General features: G+C 74.4%; 13 protein-coding genes. 6 read left to right on the top strand and 7 right to left on the bottom strand.

The window, feature by feature from the left end:
* The first annotated feature begins 7 nt into the window (after window positions 1-7).
* The 3 genes from ML340_RS04095 to dapE are packed head-to-tail and all read left to right on the top strand — an operon-like array spanning window position 8 to window position 1,730.
* Entirely contained in the window at window positions 8-364 is a 357-nt protein-coding gene (locus tag ML340_RS04095) for a Spx/MgsR family RNA polymerase-binding regulatory protein (RefSeq protein ID WP_240096935.1), read from the top strand.
* Complete coding sequence (locus ML340_RS04090) at window positions 364-603, top strand: hypothetical protein (protein ID WP_240096933.1); 240 nt, start codon at window positions 364-366, stop codon at window positions 601-603. Before ML340_RS04095 ends, ML340_RS04090 begins: the two co-directional genes overlap by 1 nt.
* Window positions 600-1,730 (top strand): succinyl-diaminopimelate desuccinylase, encoded by a 1,131-nt coding sequence (dapE, locus tag ML340_RS04085; RefSeq protein WP_240096931.1) that lies wholly within the window; start codon window positions 600-602, stop codon window positions 1,728-1,730. The genes ML340_RS04090 and dapE overlap by 4 nt, the downstream gene beginning before the upstream one ends.
* A 3-nt stretch (window positions 1,731-1,733) precedes the next feature.
* Here the strand turns inward: dapE and ML340_RS04080 are convergent, their stop codons facing one another.
* Complete coding sequence (locus ML340_RS04080) at window positions 1,734-2,207, bottom strand: Lrp/AsnC family transcriptional regulator (protein ID WP_240096929.1); 474 nt, start codon at window positions 2,205-2,207, stop codon at window positions 1,734-1,736.
* A 134-nt stretch (window positions 2,208-2,341) separates the two neighbouring features.
* On the opposite strand from ML340_RS04080, the gene ML340_RS04075 reads away from it, so the two are divergent.
* Together ML340_RS04075 and asnB are read left to right on the top strand one after the other, a co-directional pair.
* A complete protein-coding gene (locus ML340_RS04075) occupies window positions 2,342-3,526 on the top strand; it encodes a PLP-dependent transferase (RefSeq protein WP_240096926.1) in 1,185 nt (394 codons plus the stop codon).
* A gap of 236 nt (window positions 3,527-3,762) precedes the next feature.
* The gene (asnB, locus tag ML340_RS04070; protein WP_240096924.1) at window positions 3,763-5,454 is read left to right on the top strand and encodes an asparagine synthase B; all 1,692 of its coding nucleotides are present in this window, start codon (window positions 3,763-3,765) and stop codon (window positions 5,452-5,454) included.
* A gap of 13 nt (window positions 5,455-5,467) precedes the next feature.
* On the opposite strand, the gene ML340_RS04065 is transcribed toward asnB, so the two are convergent.
* Entirely contained in the window at window positions 5,468-7,876 is a 2,409-nt protein-coding gene (locus tag ML340_RS04065; RefSeq protein ID WP_240096922.1) for a penicillin acylase family protein, read from the bottom strand.
* 188 nt (window positions 7,877-8,064) lie between these two features.
* Between ML340_RS04065 and ML340_RS04060 the strand changes: the two genes are divergently transcribed.
* Window positions 8,065-8,391 (top strand): hypothetical protein, encoded by a 327-nt coding sequence (locus tag ML340_RS04060; RefSeq protein WP_240096920.1) that lies wholly within the window; start codon window positions 8,065-8,067, stop codon window positions 8,389-8,391.
* A 35-nt stretch (window positions 8,392-8,426) separates the two neighbouring features.
* Here the strand turns inward: ML340_RS04060 and ML340_RS04055 are convergent, their stop codons facing one another.
* Genes ML340_RS04055 through ML340_RS04035 form a run of 5 tightly spaced genes read right to left on the bottom strand, consistent with a single transcriptional unit; the run spans window position 8,427 to window position 13,835 of the window.
* Window positions 8,427-9,152 (bottom strand): sulfite exporter TauE/SafE family protein, encoded by a 726-nt coding sequence (locus tag ML340_RS04055; RefSeq protein WP_240096917.1) that lies wholly within the window; start codon window positions 9,150-9,152, stop codon window positions 8,427-8,429.
* Window positions 9,142-9,333: a cbb3-type cytochrome oxidase assembly protein CcoS gene (gene ccoS / locus ML340_RS04050; protein WP_240096915.1), complete on the bottom strand. Its 192-nt coding sequence runs from the start codon at window positions 9,331-9,333 to the stop codon at window positions 9,142-9,144. The genes ML340_RS04055 and ccoS overlap by 11 nt, the downstream gene beginning before the upstream one ends.
* Complete coding sequence (locus ML340_RS04045) at window positions 9,330-11,771, bottom strand: heavy metal translocating P-type ATPase (protein ID WP_240096913.1); 2,442 nt, start codon at window positions 11,769-11,771, stop codon at window positions 9,330-9,332. Before ML340_RS04045 ends, ccoS begins: the two co-directional genes overlap by 4 nt.
* Window position 11,772: 1 nt before the next feature.
* Window positions 11,773-12,276, bottom strand: coding sequence for a FixH family protein (locus ML340_RS04040; protein ID WP_240096911.1), 504 nt, complete (start codon window positions 12,274-12,276; stop codon window positions 11,773-11,775).
* Window positions 12,276-13,835: a 4Fe-4S dicluster domain-containing protein gene (locus ML340_RS04035; protein WP_338064408.1), complete on the bottom strand. Its 1,560-nt coding sequence runs from the start codon at window positions 13,833-13,835 to the stop codon at window positions 12,276-12,278. Before ML340_RS04035 ends, ML340_RS04040 begins: the two co-directional genes overlap by 1 nt.
* Window positions 13,836-13,859 lie beyond the last annotated feature (24 nt).

Genomic DNA, 13,859 nt, shown 5'->3' with positions numbered 1-13,859 from the left:
CGCGGACATGGTCACCCTGTACGGACTGAAGACCTGCGACACCTGCAAGAAGGCGCAGAACTGGCTCAAGCGCTTCGACGTGGCGCATGCGTTCGTGGACTACCGCGAGCAGCCGCAGCCGGCGGAGACCCTGCTGGCCTGGCGGGATGCGGCCGGCGGCTGGGACGCGCTCGTCAACAAGTCCTCGACCACCTGGCGCCAGCTGCCCGCCCACCGCAAGACCCCCGGCAGCGATGCCGAATGGAAGCTCTTGCTGCGTGAATACCCGCAGCTGATTCGGCGCCCGGTGGTGGTGCTGGACGATGGCCGCATCGCGCAGGGCTTTTCCGACAACGGCTTCAAGAAGCTGTTCGGGATCGGATGATGGCGGCGCTGCGTATTCTCGCGGCAGGCGTGTTCGGCGCATGCGCAGGTGCGGTGGCGGGCTTCTTCCTGGCCCTGGCCGGCGGCGAATGGCTGTTCGGCTGGCACGACACCATCGGCCCGGAGCTGCGGGTCGCCTTTTTCGGGGCCTTGATCGGCGCCGCACTGATGGCGATCTGGCAGCCGTCGCGCAACGCGCGACGGCACGCCCGGTCTGCAGCGGACAGGAGCAAAACATGAGCGAGGTCGTGGCGCTGGCACAGGACCTCATCGCGCGGCCGTCGGTGACGCCGGAGGATGCCGGCTGCCAGGCGTTGATCGCGCAGCGCCTGCAGGCTGCGGGGTTCGCGGTCGAACACTTGCGTTTCGGGGCGGTGGACAACCTCTGGGCGAGCCACGGCCGCGGCGGCCCGGTGCTGCTGCTGCTGGGCCACACCGACGTGGTGCCGCCCGGCCCGCGCGCGGCCTGGGCCAGCGATCCGTTCGTTCCCGAAGTGCGCGATGGCCGCCTGTACGGGCGCGGCGCCGCCGACATGAAGGGCAGCGTGGCGGCCTTCGTGGTGGCGCTGGAGCGCTTCGTCGCCGCGCATCCGGCGCATCCGGGCACAGTCGCGCTGCTGTTGACCTCGGACGAGGAGGGCGAGGCCATCGACGGCGTGCGCAAGGTCGCGCAGGTGCTGCGCGAACGCGGCCAGCGCATCGACTGGTGCATCACCGGCGAGCCGTCCTCGAAGCAGATGCTGGGCGACCTGCTGCGGGTCGGCCGCCGCGGCACGCTGTCGGCCACGCTGACGGTGCGCGGCATCCAGGGCCACGTGGCCTATCCGGAGAAGGCGCGCAACCCGATCCACCAGGCCCTGCCGGCGCTGGCGGAACTGGCCGCCCGGCGCTGGGACGACGGCTACGAATCGTTCCCGCCGACCAGCCTGCAGATCAGCAACGTGCACGCCGGCACCGGTGCCAACAACGTGATCCCAGGCGAACTCGCGGTGCTGTTCAACCTTCGCTACAACCCGCACTGGCGCGCGGAGCAGCTGGAAGCCGAATGCGAGGCGGTGCTGCGCGCGCACGGGCTGGACTACGCCCTGCACTGGCACCGCGGCGGCGAGCCGTTCTACACCCCGGAAGGTCGCCTGCGCGCGGTCGCGCGCGCGGTGCTCGCCGGGTTCGCCGGCCACCCGCCGGAGGAGAGCACCGGCGGCGGCACCTCCGACGCGCGCTTCATCGCCCCGCTGGGCGCGCAGTGCGTCGAGATCGGCCCGGTCAACGCCAGCATCCACCAGGTCGACGAACACGTGCGGGTGGCCGACCTCGAGCGCCTGCCCGCGCTGTACGCCACGCTGGTCGAGCGCCTGCTGCTCGGCTGAGGCTTAGGCGCCGGGGATCGGCAGCCGGCGCGCGGTCTTGATCGGCTTCAGGGCGAAGCTCGAGTGCAGCGCGCGCACCCCCGGCAGCGCCTGCAGCACGCTGCGCGCGAATTCGCCGTAGGCGGCCAGGTCCGGCGCCACCACCTCGAGCAGGAAGTCGTACTCGCCGGACACGTTGTGGCAGGCGATCACCTCCGGGATGTCCTGCACCGCGGCCTCGAACGCACGCGCGACCTCGCGGGTGTGGCTGCCCATCACCACGCTGACGAAGGCGGTGATGCCCAGGCCCAGGCGGCCGGCGTCCAGCCGCGCGTGGTAGCCGCTGATCACCCCGGCCTGCTCCAACCGGCGCACCCGCCGCCAGCACGGCGAGGGCGACAGCGCGACCCGCTCAGCCAGCTCCGCCACGGTCAGGCGGGCATCGTCCTGCAAGGCGGCCAAGAGGCGGCGGTCGGTGCGGTCGAGCGGGGCGTCCATCGAAAGATCATCCCCGATCCGCCGGTTCAAGGCAAAAACCTGCCTGCGAACCCCCATCGCAGGGCAAGCATTGCAAGCCTCTTCCGCGGCGGCCGGACTAGGCTGGTGGCCTCCTCCCGACCCGCTGGCCCGCCATGTCCGGCTTCTCCACGCTCGCCATCCACCACGGCTACGACCCGCAGGCGCACCACGGGGCGCTGGTGCCGCCGACCTACCACAGCGCGACCTTCGCCTTTCCCGGCGCGGAGGCGGCGGCGCGCGCGTTCGCCGGCGAGGGGCCGGGCTATGTCTATACCCGCATCGGCAACCCGACCCTGGCCCTGTTCGAGGCGCGGATGGCGGCGCTGGAGGGCGGCGCCGCCGCGGTCGCGTTCGGCTCCGGCATGGGCGCGATCACCAGCACCCTGTGGACGCTGCTGCGCCCGGGCGATCTCATCCTGGCCGACCGCACCCTGTACGGCTGCACCTTCGCCTTCCTGCACCACGGGATCGGCCAGTTCGGAGTGCGCGTGCGCCAGGTCGACATGACCGACCCGGCGGCGCTGGCCGACGGCCTGCGCGAACGGCCGCGGCTGGTGTACCTGGAATCGCCGGCCAACCCGAACATGCGCCTGATCGACATCGCCGCGGTGGCCGCCGCGGCGCACGCCGCGGGCGCGCTGGTCGCGGTCGACAACACCTACGCCACGCCCTACCTGCAGCAGCCGCTGGCGCTGGGCGCCGACGTGGTGCTGCATTCGGCCACCAAGTACCTGTCCGGGCACGGCGACGCCACCGCCGGGGTGATGGTGGCGCGCGATGCGGAGCTGGCCGCGCAGGTGCGCCTGCAGGGGCTCAAGGACATGACCGGGGCGGTGCTCTCGCCGGCGGATGCCAGCCTGCTGCTGCGCGGGCTGAAGACCCTGGCCCTGCGCATGGACCGCCACTGTGCCAACGCGCGCGCGCTGGCCGGGCTGCTGCACGGGCACCCGGCGGTGGCGCGGGTGTACTACCCGGGGCTGGCGGACGATCCGTTCCATGCCCTGGCCGCGCGCCAGATGCGCCAGCCCGGCGGGATGCTGGCGTTCGAACTGCACGGCGGGGTCGCGGCCGGGCGGCGCTTCATCGACGCGCTGCAGCTGGTGGCGTGCGCGGTCAGCCTCGGCGATGCCGAGTCGCTGGCGCAGCACCCGGCGAGCATGACCCATTCCACCTACACCCCGGAGGAGCGCGCCGCCGCCGGCATTGGCGAGGGCTTGGTGCGGCTGTCGGCCGGGCTGGAGGACGCGCCCGACCTGCTGGAGGACGTGGCGCGCGCGCTGCAGGCCGCGGCCGGCTGATGCTTGCGCGCGCAACCGACGCTTGCCAGCGGCCGCGCGCGGCTGGCAGGATCGCGCCGTGACCCGCCTCCGCGCGAATGCCAATCGCAATAACGCCTGCCTCCCGCGGGCCGGCGATTAGCGCGCATTCCCCACGCTGATCCCCCGACGAGCCCGCACCCCCCCGTGCGGGCTCGCGCGTTTTCGCCCCCCCCGGTTTACGCCTTCCACCTCCCACCCCGACAGGACTGCCGCCCATGTGCTCGATTCTCGGACTGTTCGACCTGCGCCCCGGCGCCGACCTGCGCCCGCTGCGCGCGCAGGCGCTGGCCCATTCCGCGCGCCAGCGCCACCGCGGCCCCGACTGGAGCGGGGTGCACGCGGAGTCGGCGGCGCTGCTGGTGCACGAGCGGCTGGCGATCGTGGACCCGGCCGGCGGCGCGCAGCCGATCGTGTCCGCCGACGGCGCGCTGGTGCTGGCGGTGAACGGCGAGATCTACAACCATCGCGACCTCGAGCGCCGGCTGGCGCATCCGTATGCGTTCCAGACCGGCTCCGACTGCGAGGTGATCAACGCCCTGTACCGCGACGGCGAGGCGCCGGCGCAGTGGCTGGCGCGGCTCAACGGCATCTTCGCCTTCCTGCTGTGGGACGCCGCGGCGCAGCGCCTGCTGATCGCGCGCGACCACATGGGCATCTGCCCGCTGTACTGGGGCCATGACGACGCCGGGCGGCTGTGGGTCGCCTCCGAGTTGAAGGCGATCGCCGACGTGTGCGCGGACGCGGCGCTGTTCCCGCCGGGGCATGTGTATGACAGCGCCGCCGGCGAGGCGCCGCAGCGCTGGTACCGGCGCGCGTGGCGCGACTACGACGCGGTGCAGGGAGTCGCCCCCGACCGCGCGGAGCTGCGCCAGGCGCTGGAGCGCGCGGTGCACCGCCAGCTGATGAGCGACGTGCCCTACGGGGTGCTGCTCTCGGGCGGGCTGGACTCCTCGCTGGTGGCCGCCTGCGCCGCGCGCTTCGCGCGCCGCCGGATCGAGGACGACGACCGCGGCGAGGCCTGGTGGCCGCGCCTGCACAGCTTCGCGATCGGGCTGCCGGGCTCGCCCGACCTGGCCGCCGCCCAGCGCGCGGCGGACGCGCTCGGCACCGTCCACCACGGCTTCACCTACACCTTCGCCGAGGGGCTGGACGCGATCCCGGAGGTGATCCGCCACGTCGAGACCTACGACGTCACCACCATCCGCGCGTCCACCCCGATGTTCCTGCTCGCGCGCCGGATCAAGGCGATGGGGGTCAAGATGGTGCTCTCCGGCGAGGGCAGCGACGAGCTGTTCGGCGGCTACCTCTACTTCCACAAGGCGCCGGACGCGCGCGCCTTCCACGAGGAGCTGGTGCGCAAGCTGGATGCCCTGCACCAGTACGACTGCCTGCGCGCGAACAAGGCGATGATGGCCTGGGGCGTGGAGGCGCGGGTGCCCTTTCTGGACGTGGAGTTCATCGACACCGCGATGCGCATGGACGCCGCCCACAAGATGGCGGGCAGCGGCGCGGACGGACGCCGGCGGATCGAGAAGGCGGTGCTGCGCGAGGCCTTCGCCGGCGCGCTGCCGGAGGAAATCCTGTGGCGGCAGAAGGAGCAGTTCAGCGACGGCGTCGGCTACGGCTGGATCGACGGGCTCAAGGCGCATGCCGAGCAGCGGGTCAGCGACGCCGAACTGGCCGCCGCGGAGGAGCGCTTCCCGATCAACCCGCCGCAGACCAAGGAGGCCTACTGGTACCGCAGCTTGTTCGAACAGCAGTTCCCGGGCGAGGCCTGCGCGCGCAGCGTGCCCGGCGGCAAGTCGATCGCCTGCTCCTCGCCGGCGGCGATCGCCTGGGACGCGGCGTTCGCCGCCGCCGCGGATCCGTCCGGGCGCGCGGTGCGCGACGTGCACGTGGCGGCCTGAGCGGCCGCCGCGCTCAGCGCGGCTGCAGCTGCAGGCGGTGGCGGGCGGCGCCGGGCAGGAACGGGGTCGGCTCGCCCGCGGCCCACCCCGCCTCGCCCGCGCCCCAGAACGGCGACAGCGGGTGCCCGCTCTGCCCGCCGGGCATGTGGGTGATGCCGTCGGCCTCGTGCCCCGGGCTGACCACCATGCGCTCGCTGGCGCCGAACGCCGGCGCCTGCACCCGCGGCATGTCGGCGTCGCCCGGCAGCGGCACCGCCGGCATGCACAGCACGCGCTCGGCCAGCGCCGGCAGCGCCGCCGCCAACGGGTGGCAGATGTGCGCGGTGTTGCGCTCGCCCCAGGTCCGCTGCGGCAACGGGCCGTGGCGGCCGAGGTCGCGCTGGACCTCGGCGGCGGCATCCTCGAACAGCGCCGCCCAGCTCGGCCAGGCGCGCGGCAGCAGGTGCGCCGGCTGCTGCTGCAGCAGCGGCCAGGCCACGCCCTCGAGCTGGCGGAACTTGGGCAGGGCGAAGTCCGGGCCGAGCGCGGCCAGCGCCGGCGCGGACAGCCCGCGCGCGATCCGCTCCACCACCGCCAGCCGCCACGCGCGCACGATCCGGTAGCCGGCCGAGTCCACCGCGGCGCGCCCGGGCCAGTCGGCGCTGGCGGCGGCCAGCGCCTGCAGCGCCGGGGTGCGCTGGCGCGCCGCCTGCGCCTGCAGGAAGGCGCGCCAGGGATCGAGGAACAGGCTGCGGTCGTCCAGCGCGATCGCGAGCAGCGCGCGCTCGTCCAGGGTGGGGCGCGCGAACAGGTCGTCGCGGATCTGGCGCGCGCGCGCGCCGAGGTCGTAGCCGCCGTCGCCGACATAGGCCAGCGCCGCGCCGTCCAGGGTGCGGTTGTTGGCGGTCCACAGCCGGCCGTCCGGCGGGTCGTACAGCTGCGGCGCGCGGTCGGTCGCGATCGGCCACGGCGCGCAGGCCGGCTGCGCGCTGGCTTCCTCGACCAGGTGCGCCGGGTCCCAGCCCGGGCCGCGCTGCGGGATCGGGCCGAGCAGGCGCCAGCCGATGCGCCCGCCGCGGTCGGCCAGCATCAGGTTCTGGGTCGGGATCGCGATGCGGTCGCCCGCGCGCAGGGCGTCCTCCACCGAGCTGGCGCGGGTGAAGTCCAGCAGATGCAGGTTGAGCGCGCCGGGCAGGTGCGCCACCCAGCGCAGCGCCAGCGCGTGGCCGTCCGGCTCGCGGTGCAGGATCGGGCCCCACGCGGTCTCCTCGACCTCCAGGCGTTCCGCCGCGCCGCCGGCGACCTTGATCACCTCGGTGTGCACCTGCACCGGCGTGCAGCCGGGCTGCGGCCGCGCGCCGCACGGGCGCAGGCGCAGCCAGTCGGCGGTGTCGATGTAGCTGTTGGTGAAGCCCCAGGCGATGTGCCCGGTGCTGCCGACCACGATCGCCGGCAGCCCCGGCAGGCTGAAGCCGGTCATGTCGACCCGCCCGCCGGGCGCCTTGGGGTCGGGGTAGCGCAGGCGCGCGCGGAACCAGATGTTCGGCGCGCGCAGGGTCAGGTGCATGTCGTCCTCGACGATCGCGCGGCCATCGGCGGTGGCGCGCGCGGAGACGGCGAAGTTGTTGCTGCCGACCACCGAGGCGGGTTCTGGCGCCGCGATGGCGGCGGTCGCGGCCTGCGCCGGCGCGCGCGGCGGCGCGGGTAGGGCGCGCAGGTCGAGCGTGGCCGCCTCCGGCAGCACGGCGTTGCCGCGCGGCGGGCCGAACAAGGGCGCGTCCCAGGCGGTGCCGTCGCGGGTCAGCAGCGCGTACAGCGCGGGCGGCAGGTGCGGGCGCATCCGCCACAGGGCGAGGCTGTCCTTGCCCTCGGCATCCTGCAGGTCGAAGTACATCGCCATGCCGACCAGCAGGCTGTCGGCCGCGGTCCACGGCCGCGGCGCCTGCCGCAGCAGCAGGTAGGGCCATGGCCGCACCCGCAGGGCGGCCAGGCCGGCATTGACGCCGGCCACGTAGGCGTCCAGCAGCGCGCGCTCCTCCCCGTCCATGCGCGCCAGATCCGCCGCCACCCGCGCGCGCAGGCGGTGCACCCGGTGCTTGCGGTCGGCCTCCAGCGCCTTGCTACCGACCAGTTCGGCCAGCTCGCCGGCGGCCAGCCGGCGCGACAGGTCCATCTCGAAATAGCGCTCCTGCGCATGCACGTAGCCGAGCGCGCGCATGGCGTCGGCGGCGCTGGCGGCGTCCACGGTGGCGATCCCGAGCGCATCGCGTTCGACCGTGGCCGGCGCCGCCAGCCCGGGCAGGGCGATCCGGCCGTCCAGCCGGGCCAGGCTGCCGGTCAGCAGCCAGGCCAGCACCGCCAGCAGCAGCGCGACCAGGGCGATCGGGGCCAGCAGCCACCACAGCCAGCGGCGGCGGGACGGGGCAGGGGCGGGTGCGGACATCGGCGGCTCGGCGGGCAGGGCGGACGGCGGCAGATGATGGCATGCGCACGCGCGCCGTGGCCGTCGCGTCGGCATTGCTGCGTTGCCCGGCATCGGATGACGCGGCTGTCATGTCGCCGTCACCCCGCGGCAAACCGGCGCCCGGCCTAATGCGCCGGCCATCCACCCACTCCGACCGGAGCCCTGCCATGAAACAGATCCTGCGTTCCGCCCTGCTGGCCTCGCTGCTGGTGTTCGGCGCCCAGGCCCTCGCCGCCACCCCGCAGGCCACCCCGCAGGCCGCCGCGCCCGCCGCCAAGCCGGCGGAAGCCAAGCCGATGAAGAAGGAAGAGGCCAAGCCTGCGAGCAAGCCGGCCGAGGCCAAGCCGATGCAGAAGGAAGAGGCCAAGAAGGCGGAGCCGGCCAAGCACGAGCCCTGCCGCGACGCCAAGGGCAAGTTCGTCAAGTGCGAGGCCAAGCCCGAGAAGAAGCAGTGCCGCGACGAGCACGGCAAGTTCACCAAGTGCAAGAACTGACGCCGCCCATCGGCGGCTGAGCGCGGCGGGTGCCGTCAGCCGGGCAGGCTGCGGCACCCGAGCGCGGACAGCACGCCGTGCAACGCCGGCACCTGCATCAGCCAGGGTCCGGCGAGCGTCACCACGCCGGCGGCGATCACGCCCCAGCCGGCCAGCGTGCGGGTGCCGCCGGCGTTCAGCAGGCGCGCGATCCGCACCCCCGCCCAGGTCAGCGGCACCATCGCCGGCAGGGTGCCCAACCCGAACGCGAGCATGGTCAGGGCCCCGTGCCAGGCGCTGGCCTGCAGCCAGGCCGCGGCCAGCAGGGTGGTGGACAGTCCGCACGGCATCCAGCCCCACAGCATGCCGAGCGCGAGCCGCTTGCCCGCGGTGTCCGCTGGCCACACCCGCGCCCGCAGCGGCGCCAGCCACTGCCACAGGCGCGCCCCGCTGCCGCCGGCGAAGCGCGGCAGCCAGCCGCGGCGATCGAGCAGGCGCAGCCCGGCGACCATCAGCACCAGGCCGACCGCCGCGCGCATGCCGACCGCCAGCCAGGGCGTGCGCGCCAGCGCGAGCAGCCCGCCGCCGAGCCCGCCGACGATCGCGCCGGCCAGCGCATAGCCGAGGATCCGCCCGAGGTTGGGCAGCGCCGCCTGCCACAGGCCGTGCTGGCGCCCATGCGACAGCCCGGTGGCGATGCCGCCGCACATCGCCACGCAGTGCGCGCTGCCGAGCAGGCCGCTGGCGAACGCGCCGAGCAGGACCAGCGCGTCAACCGGCATCGCGCGGTGGCTCCTCCCGCTCCGGCGCGGCGCGCACGGGCGGATCGTCCTCGCGCAGGATGTCCAGCGCGGGGGTGTCGAGGTCGTCGAACTGGCCCTTGCGCACCGCCCAGACGAAGGCCCATACCGCCACCACCAGCAGCACCAGGCTCAGCGGGATCAGCAGCAGCAGGATGCTCATGCGCGGCTCCGGGTCAGGCGCAGGGCGTTCAGGGTGACCGTGAGCGAGGACACCGCCATCCCGAGCGCGGCCAGCCACGGGGTGACCCAGCCGAGCGCGGCCAGCGGCAGCGCCAGCGCGTTGTAGCCCAGCGCCCAGGCGAAATTCTGGCGCACGATGCGCCCGCTGCGGCGCGCCAGCGCCAGCGCCTGCGGGATGCGCTGCAGGGCCGGCGCGGCCAGCACCAGGTCGGCGCTGCGGTGGGCCAGGGCGGCGCCGTCGCCGAGCGCGATCGCCACGTCCGCCGCCGCCAGCACCGGCGCATCGTTGATGCCGTCGCCGACCATCGCTACCCGCCGCCCGCCGGCCTGCAGCCCGCGCACCAGCGCCAGCTTGTCCTCTGGCGCCAGGCGTGCGCGCGCATCGGCGATCCCCAGCGCGGCGGCGATTCCGGCGACCGCGGCGGCGCCGTCGCCGCTGGCCAGGTGCACCTCGAGCCCGGCCGCGCGCAGCGCGGCGACCGCGGCCGCGGCGTCTGCGCGCAGCCGTTCGCCGATCGCGAACGCCGCATGCAGGCGCGTGCCGTCGCCCAGCCACAGGCGGCCGTCGTCGCCTGCGCCGGCGGCGGCGAAGTCGGCACGCCCGAGCCGCCAGTCGCGGCCGCCGACCCGGCCCTGCAGGCCCAGCCCCGGCCGCACCCGCACGTCCGCGGCGGGCGCGATCGCCAGCTCGCGCGCGCGCGCGGCGGCCTCGAACGCCTGCGCCAGCGGATGCCGGCTGCCGCGTTCCAGCGCCGCGGCGATCGCCAGCGCGGCGTCCTCGTCGAGCCTGGTGTCGGGCAGCGGTTCGATCGCGCGCAGTTCCGGCTGGCCGTCAGTGAGGGTGCCGGTCTTGTCGAACACGACGTCGGTGGCGCTGGCCAGCCGCTGTAGCGCGTCCGGACGGGTGGCCAGCACCCCGATCCGCGCCAGCGCGCCGTGCGCCGCTGCGAGCGCGGCCGGGACCGCGAGCGAGAGCGCGCACGGGCAGCTGATCACCAGCAGGCTGAGCGCCACCTCGAACGCACGCGCCGGGTCGAGCACCCGCCAGGCGAAGTACACCGCGGTCGCCGCCAGCAGCATGCCGAGCACGAACCAGGCGGCGATGCGGTCGGCGGCCTGCGCCAGCGGCGGGCGGTGCGCCTGCGCCGCCTCCACCAACCGGATCAGGTGCGACAGCCGGGTCGCGGTGCCGGTCGCGGTGACCCGCAGCCGCAGCGGGCGCGCGTGCGCGAGGCTGCCGGCGAGCACGGTCTCGCCCGGCTGGCGGGTGACCGGGCGCGATTCCCCGGTGAGCAGGGCTTCCTCCAGCTGCGCCGGGGCGTCCAGCAGCTCGCCGTCGGCCGGCAGCGGCTCGCCGGCGGCGACCAGCGCGACGTCGCCTTCCTGCAGCGCCGCCAGCGGCACCGCTTGCGGCTGGCCTGCGGGGTCGAGGCGGGTGGCGAACACCGGGCGCGCGCGCGCCAGCGCATCCACCTGCGCGCTGGCCACCCGCCGCGCGCGTTGCTCGAGCAGGCGCGCGGCCAGCAGCAGGAACACGAACATCACCGCGGCGTCGTACCACACGTGCGCGCCGCCGGTCACGGTCGCCCACACGCTGGCGAAGTAGGCCAGCAGCACCGAGGTCGCGACCAGGGTATCCATCCCCGGGCGGCGCAGGCGCAGCTCGCGCCAGGCCCCGGCGAGGAAGGTCCAGCCGGCGTAGAACACCACCGGGGTCGCCACCAGGAAGGTGATCCAGCGCAGGAAGTCGCGCATCGGCAGCGACATGCTGTTGCCGGTGTCGAGGTAGAGCGCCTCGGCGAACATCATCGCCTGCATGCTGCCGAGCCCGGCGATCCCGATCCGCAGCAGGTCGCGGTTGCGTTCGCGCCGGCGCGCCTGCTCGCGCGCGGCGCCGGTGGCCAGCGCCGGGCTGTAGCCGAGCGCGCGCAGCCGCTGCAGGGCGTGCGAGAGGCGGATGCGGGCGGGATCCCAGACCAGCCGCAGGCGGCCGGTGACCGCGTTGGCCTGCGCCAGCTTGACCCCCGGCTCGCGGGTCAGCGCGTTGTCGATCAGCCAGGCGCAGGCGGCGCAGTGCATGCCGTCGGCGATCAGGGTGATTTCGCAGCCGTCCTCGGTGCGGCGCACGTGCTCGGCCTGCACGCTGGGGTCGTCCCAGACCTCCAGCGCGGCGGGGGCGGTGTCCACCCGGGCGCCCGTGGCCGTGCGCAGGCGGTAGTAGTCGGACAGGCCGCTGTCGGCGATCCACTGGCTGGCGGCGGCGCAGCCGGTGCAGCAGAACGCGCGCTCTGCGCCGGCCACGGTCGCGCGCGCCGGGGCCTCCGGCAGCGGCTCGCCGCAGTGGTAGCAGGTGGCCTCGGCGCGTGCGGCAGCCGCGCCGTCCGCGCCGGGCCGGGCCGGGAGCGCGGCGGTCGCCATCTCAGTGCCCCGCGGGCAGCGCCGGCGCCAGCCGCGCCGCGTGCAGGCCGGCGTCCAGCCGGCCCTTCAGGCGCCAGTGACCGTCCGGGTCGGTGACGGTCAGGTTCCAATGGTCGGCAGCCGGCAGCACCTGCGCAGCACGCCAGCCGGTGGCACTCGGCGGCAGTTCCAGGCGTAGGTCGCGGCGCGCCTCGGTCGGGTGCTCCAGCAGCAGCCGCAGCGGGCGGGTGCGGTCGAACCGGCCCGTGGCCGGGAACAGCTCGAGCACGCCGTCCTGGCTGCGCAGCACCAGCGACAGCCCGGCCGCGCGCGCCGTCGCGTCCGGGCCGATCGCCGCCTGCTGGATCTGGCCGGTGCGGCGGACCTCGTCGTTGACCAGGTCGTTGTTGCCGCTACTGCGGCTGGCGACCACCACCATCCCGACCCCGGCGACCACCGCCGCCAGCGGCAGCAGCAGCACCAGCCAGAGCACGGGGTTGCGCCAGTGGGACGGGGCCTGCGCCATCAGATCGGGCCGAAGAAGCTGCTGTCGACCGACTTTCGCACGCGGCCGTCGCGCGATTCCAGTTCGAACCGCAGCGGCGCGCGCCCGCGCGGGCCTTCCGGCGCGACCACGGTCACCGGCAGGTTGAGCACCTGCTGCGGCTCCAGCACCACCTCCGGCGGCACGCGGCTGAGGTGCGCGCCGGCCGGGGCCTGCGCCAGCCGCAGCCGGTAGGCTACCGGCTGGTCGGTCTTGTTGATCAGCTTGAGGGTGTAGCTGTTCTCCAGGCCGTCGGCGGTCTCGCGGTACAGCGCATTGCGGTCGCGCAGCACCTCCACGCTCAGCGGGCTGCGCAGGGTGACGCCGGCGATCCAGCCGGCCAGCAGCAGCACCAGCAGGGTGCCGTACACGAAGATGCGCGGGCGCAGTACCCGGGTGGGCTTGCCGTCGATCCCGTTCTGGGTGTCGTAGCGGATCAGGCCCTTGGGATAGCCCATCTTCTCCATCACCGAGTCGCAGGCGTCGATGCAGGCGCCGCAGGCGATGCATTCGTACTGCAGGCCGTTGCGGATGTCGATCCCGGTCGGGCAGACCTGCACGCACAGGGTGCAGTCGATGCAGTCGCCGAGTTCCTCCGGCGCGAACTTCGGCAGCGGGTCGTGGCGGGCGCTGCGGTCGAAGGTGATGGTGCCGTGCGCGCCGCTGCGTGCGTCGGCGGCGCTCGGGTTGAACGCCGCGCGCACCACGTAGTCCTCTGCCTGCGCCAACGGCAGCAGCCCGCGCGCGCGCTCGAGCACGCTCGGCAGGCCGCGCCGGCGCGCGCCGCGCGGCTCGCCGCGCATCGGGTCGTAGGCGATCAGCAGGGTGTTGCGGTCGAACATCGCGCTCTGGAAGCGCGCGTACGGGCACATGTACTTGCACACCTGCTCGCGCAGGAAGCCGGCGTTGCCCCAGGTCGCCAGCGCGTAGAACAGGATCCAGAAGGTCTCCCAGCCACCCAGGTCCAGGTGCAGCAGGCGCGCGCCGAGGTCGCGGATCGGCGAGAAGAAGCCGACGAAGGTGAACCCGGTCCACAGCGCGAACAGCACCCACAGCACGTGCTTGCTGCCGCTGCGCAGGAGCTTCTCGCGGTGGCTCCACGGCAGCTGGTCGAGCTTCATCCGCTTGTTGCGGTCGCCCTCGGTCCAGCGCTCGATCCACAGGAAGGTCTCGGTCCAGACGGTCTGCGGGCAGGCATAGCCGCACCACAGGCGGCCGGCGAGGGTGGTGAAGAAGAACAGGGCGAACGCCGCGATCATCAGCAGCATCGCCAGGAAGATGAAGTCCTGCGGCCAGAAGGTCAGCCCGAATACGTAGAACTTGCGCGCCGGCAGGTCGAACAGCACCGACTGGCGGCCGTCCCAGTTCAGCCACGGGAACAGGTAGAACATGCCCAGCAGCCAGAACACCGCCGCCTTGCGCAGGCGGTCGAAGCGGCCGGACACCTCGCGCGGGTAGACCTTGCGCTCGCTGACGTACATCCCGGGCATGCCGGCGTCGAGCGCGATCTCGATCTTCTTCTTGTCGTCTTGGCTGGCCATCGTGGGCGGGCGGGTGGGGGCGGC

This window comes from Thermomonas flagellata (assembly GCF_022419185.1).
Lineage (GTDB): Bacteria > Pseudomonadota > Gammaproteobacteria > Xanthomonadales > Xanthomonadaceae > Thermomonas > Thermomonas flagellata.
Note: the sequence above shows the minus strand (reverse complement) of the source record. Positions and strands in the feature narration are given on the sequence as shown.

Bases quoted from the DNA above. Each gene is read 5' to 3' on its own strand.
- ML340_RS04095 (WP_240096935.1), top strand. From the start codon at position 8: ATGGTCACCCTGTACGGACTGAAGACCTGCGACACCTGCAAGAAGGCG.
- ML340_RS04090 (WP_240096933.1), top strand. From the start codon at position 364: ATGGCGGCGCTGCGTATTCTCGCGGCAGGCGTGTTCGGCGCATGCGCA.
- dapE (WP_240096931.1), top strand. From the start codon at position 600: ATGAGCGAGGTCGTGGCGCTGGCACAGGACCTCATCGCGCGGCCGTCG.
- ML340_RS04080 (WP_240096929.1), bottom strand. From the start codon at position 2,207: ATGGACGCCCCGCTCGACCGCACCGACCGCCGCCTCTTGGCCGCCTTG.
- ML340_RS04075 (WP_240096926.1), top strand. From the start codon at position 2,342: ATGTCCGGCTTCTCCACGCTCGCCATCCACCACGGCTACGACCCGCAG.
- asnB (WP_240096924.1), top strand. From the start codon at position 3,763: ATGTGCTCGATTCTCGGACTGTTCGACCTGCGCCCCGGCGCCGACCTG.
- ML340_RS04065 (WP_240096922.1), bottom strand. From the start codon at position 7,876: ATGTCCGCACCCGCCCCTGCCCCGTCCCGCCGCCGCTGGCTGTGGTGG.
- ML340_RS04060 (WP_240096920.1), top strand. From the start codon at position 8,065: ATGAAACAGATCCTGCGTTCCGCCCTGCTGGCCTCGCTGCTGGTGTTC.
- ML340_RS04055 (WP_240096917.1), bottom strand. From the start codon at position 9,152: ATGCCGGTTGACGCGCTGGTCCTGCTCGGCGCGTTCGCCAGCGGCCTG.
- ccoS (WP_240096915.1), bottom strand. From the start codon at position 9,333: ATGAGCATCCTGCTGCTGCTGATCCCGCTGAGCCTGGTGCTGCTGGTG.
- ML340_RS04045 (WP_240096913.1), bottom strand. From the start codon at position 11,771: ATGGCGACCGCCGCGCTCCCGGCCCGGCCCGGCGCGGACGGCGCGGCT.
- ML340_RS04040 (WP_240096911.1), bottom strand. From the start codon at position 12,276: ATGGCGCAGGCCCCGTCCCACTGGCGCAACCCCGTGCTCTGGCTGGTG.
- ML340_RS04035 (WP_338064408.1), bottom strand. From the start codon at position 13,835: ATGGCCAGCCAAGACGACAAGAAGAAGATCGAGATCGCGCTCGACGCC.